This is a genomic window from Streptomyces yamdrokensis, assembly GCF_053890455.1.
On sequence record NZ_CM132679.1, the window covers coordinates 21,983 to 38,476 of the forward strand.

The 16,494-nt window shown below is 68.0% G+C and carries 11 protein-coding genes and 8 pseudogenes; 8 read left to right on the forward strand and 11 right to left on the reverse strand.

Features of this window, described 5'->3' with window-relative positions; all coding sequences use genetic code 11:
* Positions 1 to 11: 11 nt before the first annotated feature.
* The 3 genes and pseudogenes from ACWZEH_RS00115 to ACWZEH_RS00125 all read left to right on the forward strand — a co-directional run.
* On the forward strand, positions 12 to 161 hold the full coding sequence (locus ACWZEH_RS00115; RefSeq protein WP_456194915.1) for a hypothetical protein: 150 nt from the start codon (positions 12 to 14) through the stop codon (positions 159 to 161).
* Between the two features lie 90 nt (positions 162 to 251).
* Positions 252 to 1,490, forward strand: a complete 1,239-nt coding sequence (gene nhaA / locus ACWZEH_RS00120; protein ID WP_456194916.1) for a Na+/H+ antiporter NhaA — start codon at positions 252 to 254, stop codon at positions 1,488 to 1,490.
* An 82-nt stretch (positions 1,491 to 1,572) separates the two neighbouring features.
* A pseudogene (locus tag ACWZEH_RS00125) lies at positions 1,573 to 2,679 on the forward strand (IS630 family transposase); the annotation flags it as partial.
* Positions 2,680 to 2,754: 75 nt separating this feature from the next.
* Here ACWZEH_RS00125 and ACWZEH_RS00130 read toward each other — a convergent pair.
* On the reverse strand, positions 2,755 to 3,189 hold the full coding sequence (locus tag ACWZEH_RS00130; protein WP_456194917.1) for a MarR family winged helix-turn-helix transcriptional regulator: 435 nt from the start codon (positions 3,187 to 3,189) through the stop codon (positions 2,755 to 2,757).
* A 106-nt stretch (positions 3,190 to 3,295) separates the two neighbouring features.
* Between ACWZEH_RS00130 and ACWZEH_RS00135 the strand changes: the two genes are divergently transcribed.
* Positions 3,296 to 4,201 carry an alpha/beta hydrolase gene (locus ACWZEH_RS00135; RefSeq protein ID WP_456194918.1) on the forward strand — a complete coding sequence of 302 codons (906 nt, stop codon included), beginning with the start codon at positions 3,296 to 3,298 and terminating at the stop codon, positions 4,199 to 4,201.
* A 51-nt stretch (positions 4,202 to 4,252) separates the two neighbouring features.
* Here the strand turns inward: ACWZEH_RS00135 and ACWZEH_RS00140 are convergent.
* Positions 4,253 to 5,429: pseudogene (locus ACWZEH_RS00140) on the reverse strand (IS256 family transposase).
* Between the two features lie 582 nt (positions 5,430 to 6,011).
* Between ACWZEH_RS00140 and uppS the strand changes: the two are divergent.
* Both uppS and ACWZEH_RS00150 read left to right on the forward strand, forming a co-directional pair.
* Entirely contained in the window at positions 6,012 to 6,722 is a 711-nt protein-coding gene (gene uppS, locus ACWZEH_RS00145) for a polyprenyl diphosphate synthase (protein ID WP_456199978.1), read from the forward strand.
* Positions 6,719 to 8,188 carry an oxygenase MpaB family protein gene (locus ACWZEH_RS00150; RefSeq protein WP_456194919.1) on the forward strand — a complete coding sequence of 490 codons (1,470 nt, stop codon included), beginning with the start codon at positions 6,719 to 6,721 and terminating at the stop codon, positions 8,186 to 8,188. Before uppS ends, ACWZEH_RS00150 begins: the two co-directional genes overlap by 4 nt.
* 281 nt (positions 8,189 to 8,469) lie before the next feature.
* Here ACWZEH_RS00150 and ACWZEH_RS00155 read toward each other — a convergent pair.
* The 8 genes and pseudogenes from ACWZEH_RS00155 to ACWZEH_RS00190 form a co-directional block, all read right to left on the reverse strand.
* Positions 8,470 to 9,279, reverse strand: a pseudogene (locus tag ACWZEH_RS00155) (IS701 family transposase); the annotation flags it as partial.
* Positions 9,275 to 9,635, reverse strand: a pseudogene (locus tag ACWZEH_RS00160) (IS30 family transposase). The pseudogenes ACWZEH_RS00160 and ACWZEH_RS00155, both read right to left, overlap by 5 nt.
* Positions 9,618 to 9,821, reverse strand: a pseudogene (locus tag ACWZEH_RS00165) (IS3-like element ISMyma3 family transposase); the annotation flags it as partial. The pseudogenes ACWZEH_RS00165 and ACWZEH_RS00160, both read right to left, overlap by 18 nt.
* 12 nt (positions 9,822 to 9,833) lie before the next feature.
* Positions 9,834 to 10,208, reverse strand: a complete 375-nt coding sequence (locus tag ACWZEH_RS00170) for a hypothetical protein (RefSeq protein ID WP_456194920.1) — start codon at positions 10,206 to 10,208, stop codon at positions 9,834 to 9,836.
* The gene (locus tag ACWZEH_RS00175) at positions 10,205 to 10,549 is read right to left on the reverse strand and encodes a hypothetical protein (protein WP_456194921.1); all 345 of its coding nucleotides are present in this window, start codon (positions 10,547 to 10,549) and stop codon (positions 10,205 to 10,207) included. The genes ACWZEH_RS00170 and ACWZEH_RS00175 overlap by 4 nt, the downstream gene beginning before the upstream one ends.
* A 280-nt stretch (positions 10,550 to 10,829) precedes the next feature.
* Positions 10,830 to 12,297, reverse strand: a pseudogene (locus ACWZEH_RS00180) (DUF6056 family protein).
* A 67-nt stretch (positions 12,298 to 12,364) separates the two neighbouring features.
* A pseudogene (locus ACWZEH_RS00185) lies at positions 12,365 to 13,045 on the reverse strand (glycosyltransferase family 2 protein); the annotation flags it as partial.
* Between the two features lie 615 nt (positions 13,046 to 13,660).
* Positions 13,661 to 13,879 (reverse strand): DUF6417 family protein, encoded by a 219-nt coding sequence (locus ACWZEH_RS00190; RefSeq protein WP_456194922.1) that lies wholly within the window; start codon positions 13,877 to 13,879, stop codon positions 13,661 to 13,663.
* Positions 13,880 to 14,525: 646 nt separating this feature from the next.
* On the opposite strand from ACWZEH_RS00190, the gene ACWZEH_RS00195 reads away from it, so the two are divergent.
* Both ACWZEH_RS00195 and ACWZEH_RS00200 read left to right on the forward strand, forming a co-directional pair.
* Positions 14,526 to 15,026 carry a GNAT family N-acetyltransferase gene (locus ACWZEH_RS00195; protein WP_456194923.1) on the forward strand — a complete coding sequence of 167 codons (501 nt, stop codon included), beginning with the start codon at positions 14,526 to 14,528 and terminating at the stop codon, positions 15,024 to 15,026.
* 44 nt (positions 15,027 to 15,070) lie between these two features.
* A pseudogene (locus ACWZEH_RS00200) lies at positions 15,071 to 15,825 on the forward strand (IS6 family transposase).
* A gap of 310 nt (positions 15,826 to 16,135) precedes the next feature.
* Here ACWZEH_RS00200 and ACWZEH_RS00205 read toward each other — a convergent pair.
* Positions 16,136 to 16,378: a DUF5302 domain-containing protein gene (locus tag ACWZEH_RS00205; protein WP_456194924.1), complete on the reverse strand. Its 243-nt coding sequence runs from the start codon at positions 16,376 to 16,378 to the stop codon at positions 16,136 to 16,138.
* Positions 16,379 to 16,494: the final 116 nt, after the last annotated feature.

The following is a 16,494-nucleotide window of genomic DNA, read 5'->3' on the forward strand; positions in this document are numbered from 1 at the left end:
GGAGACGTTCGATGCGTGACCGTCTCGCTTTGCTGTCCCTGGCGTGTCTGACCTCCCGCGCTCTTGTTCTGGTGCCGTTGGAGCGACGGCCGATCGGTACGAACGGCTACGTCAGTACATGGGGCGCGATAACGAGCGTCTGTCCACCGAAGAGCAGCTGAGCCCACCGCGTATCTCGCGGAGGCACATCACCGGCCGTCGGCCGGTGCACTGTCATGCGCCCCCTTCGTACCGTTGGAGACGTCTCTTCCATGTCTGCTGTTTCACGGATCACCGCTGCCCTGCGCCTGGACGCGGTCGGCGGCTCGCTCCTGATCGGTGCCGCTGTCCTGGCGCTGGTCTGGGCGAACTCGCCCCTCGCCGACTCCTACGAGTCCCTGCGCTCCTTCACCTTCGGGCCCGCCGCCCTCCACCTGAACCTCTCCGTCGAGGCGTGGGCCGCGGACGGGCTGCTGGCGGTGTTCTTCTTCATCGTCGGCAACGAGCTGAAGCAGGAACTCGTCCACGGCGAGCTGCGCGACCCGCGCCGCGCCGCCCTCCCGATCGCCGCCGCGATCGGCGGCGTCGCGATCCCCGCCCTGATCTTCCTCGCGATCACCGCCACCTCCGGCGGAGAGGCGATGGGCGGCTGGGGCATCCCGATGGCCACCGACATCGCCTTCGCCCTCGCCGTCCTGGCCGTCGTCGGCCGGCACCTGCCCACCCCGCTGCGCACCTTCCTGCTCACCCTGGCCACCGTCGACGACATGGTCGCCGTCCTGGTCATCGCCGTCGCCTACACCACTGGCCTCAACCTGGCCGCACTCGCCCTGGCCGCCCTGGGCCTGGCCGTGTTCGGCTACCTCCAGAACGGCTCCGGCCGCGCCGTCACCCGCCTGCGCACCCGGGTGCCGGGCTGGCTGCTGTTCGCCCCGCTCGCCGTGGTGATCTGGGCACTGATGCACGCCTCCGGCGTCCACGCGACCATCGCCGGCGTCGCGATGGGCCTGCTCATGCACACCCGCACCCGCGACGGCGAAACCTCCTCACCCTCGCACCGGGCGGAGGAGATGCTGCGCCCGTTCTCCGCCGGGATCGCCCTGCCGGTCTTCGCCCTCATGGCGGCCGGGGTCTCGCTGTCCGGCGCGGGCGGCTTCTGGACCTCCACCATCACCTGGGGCGTCCTCGCCGGACTCCTCGCGGGCAAGTTCCTCGGCATCTTCGGCGTCTCCTGGCTCACCAGCCGCTTCACCAGCGCCCACCTCAACCCCAAGATCGCCTGGGCCGACGTCGCCGGTATCGGCATCCTCGCCGCGATCGGCTTCACCGTCTCCCTGCTGATCGCCGAACTCTCCTACAGCACCGACGCCCACCTCACCGACGCCAAGGGCGCCATCCTCCTCGCCTCCGCCCTCGCCTGCCTCCTCGCCGCCGTGATCCTCGGACGCCGCAGCCGCCACTACCACCGCCTCACCCAACACCAGGACGAGAACACGGGAATCCGCAGCTAGGCTCTGACCGGGAAGGTTCGCCGGGTCGGCAGTTCCAGCGGTTGGATGTCCGGAGACGTCCGATCCGACCGTTGGGAGTGTGGTGGCTGAGCCTGTCCGTGTGCGCAGGTTGACCGACCACGAGGGGCAGAAGCTGGAGCAGATCGTGCGCCGGGGCAGCACCAGTTCGGTGCGGTACCGGCGCGCGATGATGCTGCTGGCCTCGGCCGGCGGAAACCGGATCCCGATGATCGCGAAGGTGGTGCAGGCCGATGAGGACACTGTCCGCGACACGATCCACCGGTTCGACGAGATCGGTCTGGCCTGCCTGGACCCTCGGTGGGCGGGAGGGCGTCCCCGCCTTCTCCGTCTGGACGACGAGGACTTCGTCGTCCAGACGGCCACCACCCGCCCGACCAAGCTCGGACAGCCCTTCACGCGGTGGTCAATCCGCAAACTCGCCGCCTACCTGCGGAAGGTGCACGGCCGCGTGATCCGGATCGGCCGCGAGGCGTTACGCTGCCTGCTCGCCCGCCGCGGCGTGACCTTCCAGCGCACCAAGATGTGGAAGGAATCCCCGGACCCCGACCGCGAGGCGAAGCTGGACCGGATCGAGGAGGTCCTTGACCGCTTCCCCGACCGGGTCTTCGCCTTCGACGAGTTCGGCCCGCTCGGGATCCGTCCCACCGCAGGTTCGGGCTGGGCCGAGCAGAAGCGCCCCGACCGGCTGCCCGCCACCTACCACCGCACCCACGGCGTGCGGTACTTTCACGGCTGCTACTCGGCCGGCGACGACACACTGTGGGGTGTCAACCGCCGCAGAAAGGGTGCCGTCAACACGCTGGCCGCGCTGAAGTCGATCCGTGCCGCCCGGCCAGACGGCGCCCCGATCTACGTGATCCTGGACAACCTGTCCGCCCACAAAGGCGCCGACATCCATCGCTGGGCGAAGAAGAACAAGGTCAAGCTGTGCTTCACCCCGACCTATGCATCCTGGGCGAACCCGATCGAAGCCCACTTCGGACCGCTGCGGCAGTTCACCATCGCCAACTCCCACCTCCCCAACCACAACGTCCAGACCCGGGCCCTGCATGCCTACCTGCGCTGGCGTAACGCCAACGCCCGCCACCCCGACGTCCTCGCGGCGGAGCGTCGCGAACGCGTCCGCATCCGAAGCGAGAAGGGCATCCGGTGGGGCGGACGTCCCTTGCCGTCGCAACCTGAACGGTCTGACGAATCCATGCGGTCGCAGGCCGAAGGTGCAGCAGAGCGCCGGACAGACGAATCACTCGCGCATACGGGCTGACGCGGGCGAGGCGAGCATCGCTTTGAGGATGCGTTGCAGCTCAACGCGGTCCTGAGGGGTAACCCTCGCCAACCTGCGGTCGTACTCCGCCGCGAGGGCTGCAAGTGCTCGATCGCGTACTTGCGTGCCCTCGGCGGTCAGTACGAGCCGATGACGCCGCAGGTCCGCCCCGTCGATCTCGCGGCGGACAAAGCCCTTGGCGACGAGGTTGCGAACGTAGACCGTCACGCTCGCCTTGGGCAGCAGCAGCGCAGTCGCGATCTCGGCCGGGTACGGCGATGCCTCCACCTCGGCCAGGACGAAAAACTCCTTCGTCTCCAACCCGAGCTCGGCCAGTTCCCGCGTGCAGGCATCCATCACGACGCCCAGCAACCGCTGGTTCAGCGTCCACAGCCGCGCCCCGTCGACTGACATGCGAGCCTCCATCCAGTGGTACAGTTTCGTATTATTTCTAGATCGTACAAGATAATGTTTTGTACTGGACTCCTGTGGAATAACGATCTCACGAAGGAAGTCACGCATGCTTCAGCACCTCACGATCCCGCGCGGCCCCATCAACCTCGCCGCAGACCTCCACCTGCCCGACAGCGGCGCACCGCTGCGCGCCGTGGTGCTCTCCACTCCAGGCAGCAGCGTGAAGGAGCAGATCGGCGCCAACTACGCCTCCCGTCTCGCCGCCCGCGGCATCGCGGCGCTCGTCTTCGACCCCGCCCATCAGGGCCAGAGCCAGGGCGAGCCCCGCGACCTCGAAGACCCCTACCGCCGAGGTGAGGACATCTCCTACGCCATCGACGTGCTCACCACGAATCCCGGCATCGACCCACAGCGCATCGGCGTCCTCGGCATCTGCGCCGGTGGGGGCTACGCCGTGCACACCGCCCGCACGGACCACCGCATCAAAGCGGTCGGCACGGTCGTTCCGGTCAACGTGGGCGCCTCGTTCCGCGGCTTCCAGCCCGACGGTCCGGTCGCAGCACTCGACACCCTCGCGGACGCGCGTACCGAAGAGGCCCGCTCCGGCGAGACGACCCGCGTGAACTGGCTGCCCGATACCCTTGAGGACGCCACGGCAGCGGGCCTGACCGACATCGACACCACTCAGGCCGTCACCTACTACCGCACCGAGCGCGGCGGTAACGAACACTCCACGAATCGGCGCCTCTTGCGCAGTGACTCCCTCCTGCTGGGCTATGACGCGTTCCACTTGGCCGATCGGCTGATGACCCAGCCACTCCAGGTCATCCTCGCCGGGCGCATCGGCAACACCGGCTCATACGACACCGGCATGCACCTGTGGAAGCTGGCCTCCAACCCCGTCGACCTCATGGTGATCGACGGCGCCGGCCACTACGAGATGTACGACGAACCCGAATACGTCGATGCTGCCGTCGAACGACTCACCAGCTTCTATGCGAACAACCTGTAAGGCATCCGAACCGGTTGTGTCAATTTAACGGCTGATCTTGGTTGTTGATGGTCAGTTGTTGCTCGGGGTCAGGCGTCCCTCGAAGGCGATCTGGAACGCGTTGAGGGGTGCTTTCCAGCGCATGGTCCACCGCCTGCGGCCCTTCCCGGTCGGGTCCAGGCTCATCAGCGCCATGTAGATGCACTTGAGGGCGGCAGCCTCGTTGGGGAAGTGCCCGCGGGCGCGAACAGCTCGGCGGATGCGTGCGTTGACGCTCTCGATCGCGTTCGTGCTGCAGATGACCTTGCGGATCTCGACGTCGAAGGAGAGGAAGGGCACGAACTCGGCCCAGGCGTCGGACCACAGCTTCACGATCGCCGGATACTTCCGGCCCCACGCTTCCTGGAACTCCAGGAAGCGTTCCGTGGCCGCGTCCTCGCCGGGTGCGGTGTAGACGGGCTTGAGAGCCTTGGCGACCTTGTCCCAGTCCTGACGGGCGGCGTAACGGAACGAGTTCCGCAGCAGATGCACCACACACGTCTGGACGATCGTGCGAGGCCAGATGGCTTCCACGGCCTCGGGCAGACCCTTGAGCCCGTCACAGACCAGCATGAGCACGTCGCCCAGGCCACGGTTCTTGAGCTCGGTGAACACGTACAGCCAGTACTTCGCTCCCTCGCCGCCGTCGCCGGCCCAGATGCCGAGGATGTCGCGGATGCCATCCACGGTCACGGCCATCACCACGTAGATGGGACAGTTCGCGACCTTCCCGTCTCTGATCTTGACGTTGATCGCATCAACGAACAAAACGGGGTAAACGCGGTCGAGCGGCCGGTTCTGCCATTCGGCCATGCCCTCCATCACCTTGTCGGTGATGGAGGAGATGGTCTGCTTGGACACCTCGGCCCCGTAGACCTCGGCCAGGTGGGCGGCGATCTCGCCGTGCGTGAACCCCTTCGCGGACAACGACAGAACCATCTCGTCGACCCCGGTCAGCCGGCGCTGCCGCTTCTTGATGATCTGCGGCTCGAACGTGCCCGACGCGTCACGCGGGACCTTGATCTCGACCGGCCCGACGTCGGTCAGCACGGTCTTGGTCCGGCCCCCCGTTGCGGGAGTTGCCACTGCCCCGGCCGGCTGAGTCGTGCTTCTCATAGCCGAGGTGATCAGTGATCTCACCTTCCAGGACGGACTCCAGGACCCGCTTGGTCAGCTGCAGTCCCTCTGACCGGGCCCGCTCCACCAGCATCGCCACCAGCTGCTCGTCCGACACGGGCACAGGCGGCCCGGACAAGTCCTTCTCGACAGGCTCCACGGTCTCCAACTGCACGGTGATGTCGGTCACTTGACGTCTCTCCCATGATCGTCGGATCCGCCGTTAGATTTACACTCCCGCACCCGCACCCGCACCGCCTCCGCACCCACCGACCCCAACCCCGCCAACAACACCGCGAGCGCGACCTGCACCGTCCTCTCCATCGTCCTGGCCGCCTGCCCCTAACCGGCCCCCGGCCCAACCGTGCCTGGCGGGTCGAAACGGTCCGCCAGACACCGAAGGGAATCGGACGTATGAGCTAAGGGTGGCGGTCACCTGTTTGGCCGGTCTGAACTCTTTCGCGCCGTCAGACTCCTGGGAGGGAACGCTCCGGTGGGGCGTGGGTATGGGCGAGACGGGGTGGGCGTGACCGAGCGCGGTAGGGCCGACCGTGCCGTTCCGGGTGAGAGGGGGCTGGGCGTGACGGACCACGGCGTCCCGCACGCACGCCCGGTGACGAGGGACCGGCCGGGTGGGCGACAGTACTGCGACGAGCCACGGCAGGACGACGGGCCGGTGCGTGTGGTGCCGCGGCACGTAGCCTGCGTCATGGACGGCAACGGCCGCTGGGCGCAGCGGCGTTCGCTTCCCCGGACGGCGGGCCACCGGGCTGCGGAGGCTACCGTCATCGAGGCGGCCCGGGCCGCTGGTGTCGAGTGGCTCAGCCTGTACGCCTTCTCTACCGAGAACTGGAACCGCCCTGGCCCTGAGGTCGACTACCTGATGCGCTTGGTCCGCCGGGTCGTTCGTAAGCATGCGCCGTTGCTGCTGGCCCGTGGCATCCGCTGTCGCTTTCTCGGGGTCGCCGACCCGCGTATCCCCCGTGAACTGGCCCGAGATTTCGACGATCTGGCGGCTTTGACCGCCGACAACCGGGGGATGACACTGACCGTGGCCTTCGACCACGGCGGGCGCCGGGACATCGTGGAGGCCGCAAGGTCGCTGATCCGCAGCAGGACGCCCGCTGATGAGGTGACCGAGCGGCTCTTCGCGGACCACCTGCCGTTCCCCGATACCCCCGACGTGGACCTCGTTATCCGCACCTCAGGCGAGCAGCGCATCTCCAACTTCATGCTCTGGCAGGTTGCCTACGCCGAGTGGGTCTTCCCCGAGGTGCTCTGGCCGGACTTCCGGGCCCCCGAGTTCCTCGCGTGTCTACATACCTACCGGCGCCGCGACCGCCGCTTCGGCGGCGTGCCGCCCCGGATGAACGGAGGCCCATCATGACCACCGAAACCACGGACACGGCCGACGAGGCACCCCTGTTCGGCCCGGAATCGCAGTTCAGCGCCTTCTTCGACGACCCGCGCTGGGCACTGGCCATGATCCGCGCCACCGTGTTGGAGGCCGCTCACCCGCAGATCGGCGCCGCCCTCGTCGACAACTCCACCTTTGTCGCCCACCCCTGGCGCAGGCTTCGCAACACCTTCCTCAGCATGCGGCGCATGTTCGGCACCGACTTGGCGGTGCGCGAACGGGAGGCCGCTCGGCTCAACCGGCTGCACGCCCGCATGAGCGGCTCCGACTCCCGCGGCCGCGCCTACGACGCGATGGACCGCACGACCCGCGCCTGGGTGGTCGCCACCCTCTTCGAAAGCGCCGTCACCATGTGCCGGCTGAGCGGCCAGCCGCTCGAGCTGGACACGATGGAGCGGATGTACGCCGAATACCGCGCGTTTCTCGCCGCGCTTGACGGCGACGCCGCAGAACTCCCCGAGGACCTGAACGACTTCTGGCGGTACTTCGACCGGGTCGTCGAAAACGAGCTGGAGAACACCGAAGCGGCCCGCGTCATCCTCTACCGGCTCTTCGACCACCTGCCCGCCCCGGCGCTGCTCGAGGGCGCGCCGACGCTGTGGGCGGCCGGCCGGGCCGTCGCCGGCCCGCTCCTCGGCGCGATCACCGTTGCCTCGCTCCCCGAACCATACCGGCGCAGGGCCGGGCTGCCGGAGATGCCCGGTGCCCAGACCCTCATGCAGGGCGCCTACCTCGCCGCCGGGCTCGCCCGCTTCCTGCCCGAGGGCTGGATCAACGCCGAAAGCATCATCGAAGTCCTCTCCCTCTCACCTGGCAGCGACGACCCCCGCGCCCGGACCCTGACCGCCCTGCGCGCCCGCATGAAGCGGGCGTCGGCCCTGCTTCGTCTCCTCACACCGCTGGGCGGCGACGCTGGCCCCGGCCCGGACCCGGCGCCTTCCGCAGGCACAGGAGAGGGCCGACGCTCGGCGGGGGAGTTCTTCCGCCAGGTGCTGGACCAGACCGGCGACGGCTACCTCGACTGGCCTGACCTCGCCGCCATGGCCCGCGAACTGTCCACCCGCCTGGACCTGGACGAGCCCGCGGAGACCCGGCTCTACGACGCTTTCGCCGTCTGGTGGCGCGAACTCCAGGCCGCCCTCGACACGGACGGCGACGGCCGCGTCAGCGCCGACGAGTACGCCGCCGCCATCCCCTCCCTCGCCGGACCCGCGCTCATCCGCGTCGCCGAGGTGCTCTTCGACGCCACTGACAAGAATGGCAGCGGGAGCATCGATGCCGACGAGTACCGGACCCTCTTTCGCACTGCCTTCCACCGCGACCTCAACCCCACCGACGGCGCGTACGGCCGGAGCACCTTCGTGGGCGACTTCCTTTCCTTCATGTCGGGCCGCCGCACCAGCACCCCGTACGACTCTCTTCTCGCCGACGCCTAGTACTCCAGCCGGACTTCTGTATTTACCCTGGTCAACGGCCTGGCGGTGGGGAGTGTAGCGGAGGTTCGGCATGTGCGGGACGGTCTTGGGCCGACCGTCCCGCGAACGAGTGCCCGCGCCGCATGCAATGACAGCGCCGGGCACGGGCTTGGTGGCGGCGCCGCCATCGGGACCAGTTCACCGCGTGGTCGCGGCGTGCAGGATGGCGGCAGGGTTCAGCTGCCAGCAGACGACGGATTTCGGCTGGCGTGAGGGTCACGAGGTCGGGTGTGTCGGCCTCGTCACCCCCTTTCGCGCTTCTGCACGGTCATCGCCGCGAGGAAGGCGTGGGCGAGCATGGCGAGCGTGATGTGCCGATACCAGCCCGCATAACGGCGGACCTCGTACTGGTCCAGGCCGCACTCGTTCTTCGCGCTCTGGAAGCACTCCTCGATCTTCCGGCGGCATCCGGCGACGCGGACCAGGTCGGCGACGGTGGCTTCCAGCGGGGCGCAGGCGAGGCAGTAGGCGATCTCGGCGGGCCTGCTGATGTTGCGGTGGGCCAGCATCCACCGCTGCCTGGTCGGCTCGTCACCGTCGGATTCGGTCACTGCGGGCAGGCGGGCGGCGGCCCAGTCGTAGAACCGTTCACCCTTGGCCCCCGGCTCGCCGACAGACGCTGCCATGCCTCAGGCGGCGCCTGGGCGAGGACGTGGTCGATGCGCGGACCGTGCACGAGCTGGGACTTGGGCACGGCGACGACGTAGGACAGGCCGTGGTCCTCGATGAAGCGCCGGGAGTGCGAGTCTTGTCCGTAGGCGGAATCCGCAGTGACCCAGGCGATGGGCAATGGGGAGGCCAGAGTGCGGCGGATCATGTCGCGGGCGAGGTCACCCTTGGTGGCGAAGGTGCGCTCGTCGGGGATACCGGCTGCTCGGCAGCGTTCCCGGTCGGCCACCCAGGACTGGGGCAGGTAGAGCTCGCGGTCGACCAGAGCGTGGCCGCGGGTAGTGGCGTAGGCGGCGAAGACGCCGATCTGGTAATTCCCGGTCCGTCCGGCAGTGCCGGAGTACTGCCGGACGGACACCGGCGGAGGTAGTCTCAGATTCAACCGGTCAAGGCAACACTCTCGGCTGGTGTGCGGAATCCCAGGCACTTGCGCGGACGGTTGTTGAGCTTCATCGCGATGGCGTCAAGATCGTCTTGACTGAAACGTCGACAGGTTCGTGCCTTTGGGCAGGTACTGCCGGAGCAGCTTGTTGGTGTTCTCGTTGGTGCCACGTTGCCAGGGGCTGCGCGGGGCTGCGAAGAACACGTCGACGCCGGTGTCGGCGGTGAACCGCTTGTGGGCTGCCAGTTCCATGCCGCGATCCCAAGTCAGCGTGCCGCGTAGTCGCGGGCCCATGCGTTCGGAGGTCTCGGCCAGAGCGGGAACAACTACGGTGGTGTGGCGGCTGGCGAGTTTCACGACCGTGAGGATCTCGTTCGCCCGCCGCAGTTCGGCGTTCTCCGCCTTCAGGCGCTTGATCTCTGCAGCCTCGTCCGAAGTCACGCCCGGGCGCTGGCCGGCATCGACTTCGGCTTTGCGGACCCAGGTGCGCACCGTCTCAGCGGCACCGATCCCGAACTTCGCGGCGACCGCCTTCATCGAGGCCCCCTCGATCGCCTAGACCCCAGCAACCCGACTCCACGCAAGCCGGTGCACATCAGAGCCATCAGACCCGGAGCGGTTCAGACGATCCTGAAGCTGCCGACGGGCGGTCAACCAAACGACCTCGAACTCATCGGCCGACAACCACCGCGGGTCGTGCCCCTCCCACTCAGAGATAGACGGTTCCGCGGTCAGACCGTAGGCACTCTCGTATTCAGCCAACCGACCGTCTCTTTGAGCTTCTTGCCACTCGACCAGCGAGGCAGCGGCCAAAGCCTTGCTTCCGGGCTCCTGCAACTCGACTTGCCGGATCACGTACCCATCGGTGTCCAGCTCGAAGTAGAACCAGACGGCTTCCTCGTCCCAGAAGCAGCGAAGCCAGCGCGTCACTGGTTCACCGCGTCGAAGGGCTCGTCGTGCCAGCGCCAGCCGGCGGTGCCGTCGTCGTGGATGTGCAGCATGAACTCCGCGACCGGGCTGCCATCGGGAAACGTCATGGTGAGCGCACTGCGGATCTGGGTGTAGCAGGCGTCGGCCTGCTTCCAGTCCTCCTCGTCGGCAGCCCGTTCCTGATCAGTGAAGAGGGGACGGAACTCCTCAAAGCCAGGAAGCGTCTCGACTTCGGCGTGAGTCCAGGGCCAATCGGCGCCGGTCACGGTCAGCTGGGCAATCTCCTGGTCGTCGTGGTGGAGGCGCCAGGTACTGCCAGTGGTCAGGTTGAGGTTGGTCATGTCCCCATGATGGCGGTCATCACTGACAGGGAAACAGCCAAACGACATCGCGGGAGGTGAGCCACGGCGGATTCTGGCCGACGGAGTGAAGCCGTGCTCGCGGTGCCGGCCCGGCACCGCACCGGGCTACCCCGACAGCTAAGCGCTTCGGTGTGGTGCGCCCGTATAGGCCTTCCGGAACTCATACACCACCGTCAACGACTGACGCTGCAAGCGGACTCGTCCGGGTGGTTGCCGCCAGCTGGGAGAATCCGCGCAGTCGGCGCACCGTCCTGCCCTCCTACGTTCGGCCCGAGGGCCGAGTGGCATCGGTGACGCGGTCGATCCGGTAGTAGTCGGCGACGCACCCTCCGGGCCGATAGGAGCGTCCCTGCCGACTGAACGGCTCCAGCATCTGGCTGATCACGAGTCACTCGTACGGGAGGACCCGGGCACCGGAGCTTGCACCCTCGCGCAGCCGCCGCTCCTGGGCATCCCATTTCACCGCCCGCGCGCGCATGTTCGCGTCGAAGTTGAGCAGGGTGACCGCCGGGCCGAAGCAGACCAGGAGGCAGAGCACCGCGCACACGGCCTGCAGGGCGCCGGTCTGCCGCGCGTGCTGCCGGGCCTCCATGCCCAGCAGCGACCCGGCGCCGACGAGCAGAGCCACATACACCAAGAGGTAGTCGTTCCAGAGCCGGTTGGCGCTGGGATCACTCACCCGACCTGAAAGGCCGAGTAGGTGACGGCTGTGCAGAGATAGCCGGACACGAGAAGTGCGGCCACTCCGGCACAGACCATCAGAGGTCAGCGGGCGGGCCTGGCGAGCTTCCGTCCAGGCGTCGGCACAGTAGGCCCAGGAGTATCCCCACCGCGACCGCCCCGACGTACTGCCGGGTGGTGACAATGGTGTGGGTGATCTCCGTGAACCCGCGCAGCGAGGCAGTGAGCGACTCCGGCGCGAGCAAGGGTGCCGTACTCGCGCCGAACCGATCCCGCCGGGCGTTCGAACCGGGTGAGGTGATCAGGACAAAAGTCCCCGCCGCGATCCAGGTGATACCCCCTGCGCACCAGAAGCGAAGGGAGGACCGGGAGGAACCGGCAGCGACACGGCCGCTGAGGAGGAGGACGGTGACCAGCAGCACCGTCACGACGATCGCGGTCTCCTCCGACAGAGTACCGATGGCCAGACCGGCAAACAGGGCGACGGCGGGGGCCGCGCCCCTGCCGCGACGCGAGCGCCCCACCAAGAACAGGAGCAGCGCGGCGCAGGCCAGTACCGGTGGCATCGTGTGCGAGACCGACGCTGCGGGCCAGTAGAACGTCTTGTACGTGTTGGGTGTGAAGAACAGGAAAAGAGCAGTGACCATGGCCGCGACCAGCCGCGGCAGTCCACACGGCGCGGCGATCCTGGCCCGTCGCAGTGCGAGGGCCGTCACCGCCCACAGCACTGCGAGCGTCAACACGCCGCTGACCAGGCCGAACCATTGATGGCCCGCGACCTGGAACTTCGCGTAGGCGCCGACCAGCACCGCGTTGGCGACCCGTCCGTTGTCGTCGAAGTAGAACCGGCGGATGAGGCCCGTGATGCCCTCGTCCCGCACCGCCGGCAGGAAACACCAGTCGTCCGCACCGGGCCGGACCGACCGCCCGAACCACGCGGCCGCGGCGAGCAGGGCGAGGGGAGGGAGGGAGAGGGCGGTCACCCAGAGCGAGGTCCGCGTGTGCCGCCGGGACCCGCGCTCCGGCTGCCCCGGCACGCCCAGCACGTCGTGCGGGCGGAGGGCGGTCCGACAGCGCTGGGCAGTTCTTGTCGGTCTCCCGCACTATGTACGGCGGACGGTTGTTGAAGGAGAGAAGCCCGTCAATGCCGTAGTTCAGCAGCCGTCTGTTCCCCCATTTGGACCGGCCGGCGACGCGTTCGCTGTTCCGGTAGCGGAAATTGACCGTGTCGAAGCCGATCCAGGAGAAGATCCCCTTCGAGGAACGGTGGCTCTCCGGCAGGGACAGGACGCTTTCCACCGCCCGCCGGGACAGCAGCCGGAAGTCGCCCGATCCGTCGATGAACTCCACGTCCACACAACGGCGCACGACTGTGTAGTAGGCGTGGCTGAGGGCGCTGCGGACCACGCCTTCGCCCGAGCGGTCGCGACTCGGGATGACCTGGTCGTATCCGTGCCGGTGCAGTTCGAGCATGCGGGGGATGAGTTCGGGCGGGTGCTGTAGGTCGGCGTCCATGATCACCACAGCGGCGCCCCGCGACATACGAAGACCGGCAAGCATGGCGGCCTCCTTGCCGAAGTTCCGGCTGAACGCCGTGTAGTGGATCCGCTCGTCCTGTGCGGCGAAGGAGTTGGGCAGCAGCCTTGTGCGGTCGAGACTGCCGTCGTCCACGTAACAGATCTCGAAGGTGTCTCCGAGACCTTCCAGAACAGTGATCAGAGCCGTGTGGAAAGACCTGATGCCCTCGGCTTCGTTGAAGCAGGGCACGACGACCGACGGTTGAAGGCCGGTCACGCGACACCTCCGGATGTTCTCGGACTCGGACCTGTGATCTCGGATCGCTTCGTTTCACAACACAACAGTGGTCCGTCCAACGGCAAGGCCCTCCTTTTCGCGCTCCGCCGCACGATCTGTCGCCCTCTTTCGCACGAACGGTGCACAGTAAGTGCCAGAATCGGCAGAGCGCCAGGTCGCCGATCCTCGGTCAGGCGCGTCAGAGAGTGGGCGGGGGCGACAGCGCCAAGGCGGCGGTGTACGTGAGTACCGCCGAGGTGCCCTCACTCAGGTGCCCACGGCGGCAAGACGCGCTCGGGTGAACAGCGGGTTGGGCTCAGGCATACCCCGAAGCCCGCTTTCGATGACCTGCGGAAGTAGCGGCACTGTCCGCTCCCACGCCGATTCCGCTCGACTGCCGTCTCGGCCACCAGCCGTGCTCGCTCGCCTCTTCGAGGCTGATCTCGGCAGAGTGCGTACCCGCAGTATTTCCCTCGGGCGGCAGATATCGGTGTCGTGGTAGCGCAGGGCGCCTTTGAGCTCCACTGAGTTCCACCAGCGCGGCTGACCGGTGGCAGTGCCCGCACGACGAGGGCTGACCTGCGACGTCCGGGCCGGCCGGGTCATCGGCCGGAGTCAGTTCTCCGACAGGATGCGGACAACGATGGTCTTTGCCGGCCGGTCCGCATCCCGCGAGATCGGCCCACCCTCCTGCGAAACGGTCACCAGCAGGCGCAACACGCTGTAAGCCTCCTCCAACGTCAGCAGCGCCAGGCGTTCCGCCGTCCCCATCCACACGGAGAGGATCTCGTCCAGGTCGTTCTCGTCGAGGTCGATGTGCTCGTAGTCGTCCATGACCGGGCAACGTACCCGGGCCTGCCACGGTCACGCGGAGCCGGAGAGATGTCGGCCCCGTCCAGCGAGCGCGGGACGGGGCCGGTCGGAAGAGATGCGGTTGTGAAGGGCGGTCGCCTACGCGGCGAAAGGCCCTGCAGGGCTTCGGCCGAACGATCGTCCCTGCAGGCAATAGGTGAGGCCCGGGGCCACTGTCCCCTCCGCAACCACGCTCATCCCGACACGACGGGCCGCGCCAGCATTCCCGACCCGCCTGGCACGGGTGCGGCCCGCTCGCGACCGCGTCCAGGATGGGCAGGCGATCACGTCTGGTCCGGCCACGTCCTCACCACGGTGCCGGTCTCTTCGTCGACAAAGATCGAACGTGCGAACGAATCGGGTCCAACGCGCCTGCTGTTGCTGCGCCCCTTGGAGCGCGTGCAACTGTGTGACCCGGAGCGCACCCGGCGGTGGATCGCCGACGAGGAACGCCGGGAAACCGAACGTCGGCGTGGCGTCGACGCCCGGCCGGTCCCGCCGGACCGGCTCCTCGAGCACGGGATCAACGGACACAGTCCGCCCGTCTACGTGACTGGAAGGCCGTCACCCCGCCCGGTACACCCACGGCGGCTTCATCGCTCCTGCCCCCGTGCAAGCCCTCTTCCGGATGCGTAATACTCTCTGTATGAAGCCGAGCGTTACACCCGCGCCTGGCGTGAGCGCCGTACGACAGGCCGTCGCCCGGGACGCCAAGCGGCTCACGCGGCTCGTGCGCCGCTCACGCGCCTACGAGGGCCCCTACGCGGCGATGGTCGCGGGCTACCGCGTCGGTCCCGACTACATCGAGGCCCACCGGGTCTTCGTGGCCGTCGACACCGACGATCCCGCGGGCAGGGTGCTCGGTTTCTATTCGTTGGTCCTCGCGCCGCCGGAGCTGGACCTGCTCTTCGTCGCCGACGGGTCGCAGCGCCGCGGTATCGGGCGGCTACTCGTCGAGCACATGAAGTCCGAGGCGCGCGCGGCGGGGCTGGACCGTGTCCGCGTCGTGTCGCACCCTCCGGCCAAGGGGTTCTACCGCAGCGTGGGCGCGCTGCTCACCGGAACCGTCTCCGCGAACCCGCCCGCGGTGGCGTGGGACCGGCCCGAGCTGGAGTTTTTGATCCCGTAACCGCCGACCAGGCCCACGTGCCGCGGGCACTGTCGCGTTGGCGGATGGCGTGGGAGGATCTCCGAGTCGATCATGGTGGAGGTGGATCGTCCGCGGGGAGCGCGGCGCCGTCGTACAAGGGGCACCGGTGCCCGGTGGAGATCATTTCCCACTGCGTGTGGCTGCACTCCCGCTTCCCGCTGTCGTTCCGGGAGATGATGCTCGAGCGCGACGTGCTCGTCTCCCACGAGACGGTCCCCCGCTGGTGTGCGCAGTTCGGGCAGGTCTACGCCAGCAGCCTGCACCGAAGGCGGCCCCGACCCGGGGACAGATGACACCTGGACGAGGTCTTCATCAAGATCAACGGTGAGCTGAAATACCTGTGGCGCACCGTGGACGCCGACGGCACCGTGCTCGGCATCCTTGTCCAGGGCCGCCGGGACAAGGCCGCGGCCCGGCGCTTCCTCCGTAAACTGCTCAAGAAGACCTGCTCGGTGCCGCGGGGGATGGTCACCGACAAGCTGTGCTCCTACGGCGCGGCCCACCGGGAGGTCATGCCCTCCATCGAGCACCGTGCCCACAAGGGCCTGAACAATCGGACCGAGAACTCCCACCAGCCCGGCAGCGCGAACACGCCATGAAAGGCTTTTGCTCTGTCGGCGGAGCCCAGCAGTTCCTGTCCGCGTTCAGCGGCATCTCACCCCGTTTCCGACCGCGCCGCCATCTGACGACCGCCGACCACTGCCGCGCCGAGATGACCACGTGCTTCGCGATCTGGGACCAGGTCACCGGCGTCGCCGGTCTGCCTGCCGCGGCCTGAGCACGGAGCCGGAACCCGGTCCCACCCCACCCCCGACACACCGTCAGGCATTCACACACTCAACAACGTGACAGCGCCCTCCGCCCCGCTGGACGACATCCAACGGGGCGGAATATTCTCGACCGTCGGCCCTTTCGGCCCTGTGTGACCGGGATGCTGGGCCTATAAGCTGAACTGTCTGGTCTTACGACCTTCACCAGAGGAACCGAAGGAAACGGTCGCCTCTGTCGCCCGGCGGGACCCGGTTCAACATCATCGGCAAGGCGGCCGGGCGGTGTCTCGCCGAGTCCCTGTCGGCGACGGTTTGAACTCAGCCGCCGCTCTTTCGTCGGAACGACCGCTGGCTCGCAGCCGGGCCGTGCGCGCCGCGGACCTTCGACGCGTCGGTGTTCGCAGCGAGGGCTGCGGCCTGCGCCTGCTTACCCCGCTTGCGCGCCAAGGCCTCCCGGAACTTGCCCTTCAGGTCGTACTGGCCGTCATCGTCAGGCACCAGGGCGCGGCTCTCGATGTCAGCCGTCTCCGAGCCTTCTTGCGATGGAGACTCTGCAGTCATGGTGACCTCCTGAGGTCGGGCAGTGGAAGCACAGCTTGTCATGCCGGGCACCGCGCGGGCCGCCCGCCTCCGGCGGCGCCGGCCACGGCCTCCCCGCGAAGCGTGAGCGCGGACAG